This window comes from Salipiger sp. PrR007 (assembly GCF_010499845.1).
GTDB classification, from domain to species: domain Bacteria; phylum Pseudomonadota; class Alphaproteobacteria; order Rhodobacterales; family Rhodobacteraceae; genus Salipiger; species Salipiger pacificus_A.
The window spans coordinates 1-3007 of record NZ_JAAGOZ010000075.1 but is presented as its reverse complement, the minus strand read 5'-3'; the positions used below and the strand labels follow the sequence as shown (position 1 = coordinate 3007).

Here is a 3007-nt window from a genome sequence, read left to right as displayed (position 1 = left end):
CGCGAGAACGTCGCGGGGCTGGTCAAGGTTGAGACGAAGCAAAAGGAGCTGACCGAGCAGCTCGGCGAGATCGAAGGTTTGCACGAGAGCATTGCCAACCAGCGTCCGTTCGATGCGGCGGCAGAAAGCGCGCGCGAGGCCGCCGATGAAGTGGAGAGGCTCGCGAACGCGGAAACGAACCTCAAATCAGGGATCGATGCGGCCAAAAAGCTGATCCGCGAAAAAGAGGACTTCCGGCCCGACGCCTATCCCGATTGGTCCTACAAGAATGGCAAGCGCTACAACAGCGGCTGGCGCGCGGGCTATGGCTCGGACACCTACACGACGCCGGATGGTAAGGCGCATCGGGTCGCCGAGGGCATGACGATCACCCGCGCCCAGGCCGAGCTCGATCTTGATCGGCGGATTCGGGACTATTTCGACGCCATCACCGCGCAGATTGGCGAGACCGCATTCGCAGCGCTTTCGGACGATCAGAAGGGCAGCCTTGCCTCGCTGCTGCACAACTACGGCACGGGCGAGTTCCGTGCGGGCGGCGATCTCGGCGGCGTTGTCTCGGCGCTTCGCGGCGGCAATGCGCAAGGCGTCGCCGATGCGATTGGCGGGCTTGCCGGGCACAACAACGGCATCAACGAAAAGCGCCGCCTTGAAGAGGCCGCGGCCTTCGGCAGCACCCGGTCGGCAGAGGCTGCGCTCGCGCGCGCCGAAGCGCTGAAAAAGGTTGTCGACACCGGTGCCGAGCAGCTCGAGCAGCTGAAGCTCGAGGCCGAGCTGGCGGGCCAGAGCGTCGAGGCGCAGGCGCGGCTCACCTTCCAATATGAGGCGGTGCGCCGCGCGAAAGAGGCTGGGATCAACCCCGAGACCGCGCTGGCTGAGGATGGGCGCAAGCTGATCGACGTGATCAATGAGCAGGCCGAGGCCTACGGCAAGCTGATGGCGGCGCGGGATGCGGCTGACAAGCGCGACGAAGAAACCGGTGATACCGATGAAGATCGCGCCGCTCGGCTTGAACGCTATCGCAATGAAATGTCGCGGCTCTTCGAAAACCTCAAGCCCGGTGGGGAAGGGTGGAGAGGCTTTGTCGACGACTTCGGTGACTACCTGCTCGACAAGCTCTGGCAGATCGCTTGGGACCCGGTCTGGCAGCAACTCGCCCTGCTCATGGAAGGTGTGTTCGGGCCAGGCGGCACGCTCTCGTTTTCCGGCTCTGGCGCGGCCTCCGGATATACCGGCAGTGCCGGCGCAATGGCCTCGGGCGGGCTTTACTCTACGGGCGGACCGCTGCCGCGCCGCGCGGGGGGTGGCGGCTTCCAGAGCGTGCCGCGCGCGGCCGGCATGCTGCGAGGCCCCGGCAGTAAGAAGCAGGACAACCTGCTGTTCTGGGGCTCGCGGGGCGAGTTCATGCAGCCCGCCGCGTCGGTGGATTACTACGGGCTTGAGTTCATGGAAGCGCTGCGCAGGCGAGAGGTGCCGAAGTTTGCCGAAGGTGGGGCGCTGCCCGGCGCGTCCGCGGGCGGGGGCGCCTGGCGCGGGACCGCCCCGAAGGTCGAAATCCCCGTCAACATCGAAACGCTGCCGGGAACAGGCGCCGAAGTGCAGGCCAGTCCCGCAGGTATCAATGTTCGCATGGTCGAGAATGCGGTTGGCGGCTACCTGCGCAGCGAGCGCGGGCAAAACATGATGAACCAAACCTTCGGCCTGAAGGGCCGACCGAGAGGAGCATGAGCATGCCCAACTGGCCAGCAGACTTGCCGTTTTTCTCCGCTCGGAGCGGCTACCAACTCAGCGGCCCGACTGGGCACATCCTGCGCTACAAGCCGGATGTCGGCCCGCCGCAGCGCCGCCTGCGCACCAGCGCCGCCCGGCGACCGTTCTCGGGAAAAATCGGGTATCTCACCGTCGCGCAGCTTGCGCAGTTCGAGGAGTTTTACCGGACCGCCCTCGGAAACGGTGTGCTCTCATTCTCGGCAACTGATCCCGTTACCGGCAAACCGCACACCTATTGCTTTGCGGGCGAGTACAAGATCACGCCGAACAAGCTCGGTGTGAGTGTCGCCGCCGAGTTGGAGATTCTGCCATGAGGCAGGTCAGCGAACGCCTCCTCGCTGCGGTCTATGCCGACGCCAGCGCTGCTGTTGTGGTGCCGCTCGTGCAGCTGTCGCATCCTGACTGGGGCGATCCCGTGCGCTTCGTTCGAAACGACGAGCCGGTGACACATGCCGGCGAGGAATACCTGCCGTTTCCGTTCGAGATCACTCTTCCGGATGATGAAGACGAAGGCTTCCCCGTCCTCAAGTGGACCGCGTCGAACGTCTCACGCGAGATCATCGGCCAGTTCCGGGCGATCACCGGCGAGGTGCTAGGCCGGGTGGTCTACGTGCTGACCTCGCATCCTGATGTCATCGAGGTCGGCCCCTTCGAGGTCGAGATCACCGGTATTGAATACGACGCGCTGACCATCAGCGGCGTGATGACAATCGAACCGATCCTGCAAGAGCAGTTCGGCTATCTGGAAATGACGCCCGGCACGACTCCGGCGCTCTTCTGATCCATGTGGACCGATGCTTGGATCGGCCTGCCTTACGCGGTGCGGGGGCGGGGCCCGGCCGCTTTTGACTGCCTGGGACTCTTCATTGCTCTGCACCTCGCCCGGCGCGGCGTGGTGATCCCTGACCCGGCCTGCACGATGACCGAGGCGCTGCGGCGTGGCGCCGTGGATGAGCTTCGCCCGCGGTTCCGGCGCGTCGAAGTCGCCGAAGAGGGCGATGCCCTGCTCTTCATGATGGCGGGGCGCCCGCTGCACCTGGGCTATGCGCTCGACAATACCGACATGCTCCACACGCTCGACGATGCCGGATACTGCAGCCGCATCGAGCGATGGAGCGGCGCCAGCTGGCGCGGGAAGCTCGAAGGAATCTACCGCTTTGCTCGATGACCTGACCCAAGCTCGCGCCATCTCGGTGGCGGCCGAGACCCATCCGCTTTGCCGGGACGTGATCTATCGCGA

Annotated in this window: 3 protein-coding genes and 1 pseudogene; all 4 read left to right on the top strand. The window is 65.0% G+C overall.

Annotated elements, in window-relative coordinates; all coding sequences use genetic code 11:
- A pseudogene (locus G0Q01_RS23425) lies at positions 1 to 1725 on the top strand (phage tail tape measure protein); the annotation flags it as partial.
- Positions 1726 to 1727: 2 nt separating this feature from the next.
- Positions 1728 to 2081, top strand: coding sequence for a hypothetical protein (locus G0Q01_RS23420; RefSeq protein ID WP_164196257.1), 354 nt, complete (start codon positions 1728 to 1730; stop codon positions 2079 to 2081).
- Entirely contained in the window at positions 2078 to 2548 is a 471-nt protein-coding gene (locus G0Q01_RS23415) for a DUF1833 family protein (protein WP_164213909.1), read from the top strand. The genes G0Q01_RS23420 and G0Q01_RS23415 overlap by 4 nt, the downstream gene beginning before the upstream one ends.
- A 3-nt stretch (positions 2549 to 2551) precedes the next feature.
- The gene (locus G0Q01_RS23410) at positions 2552 to 2935 is read left to right on the top strand and encodes an NlpC/P60 family protein (protein ID WP_164213908.1); all 384 of its coding nucleotides are present in this window, start codon (positions 2552 to 2554) and stop codon (positions 2933 to 2935) included.
- The last annotated feature ends 72 nt before the right edge of the window (positions 2936 to 3007 follow it).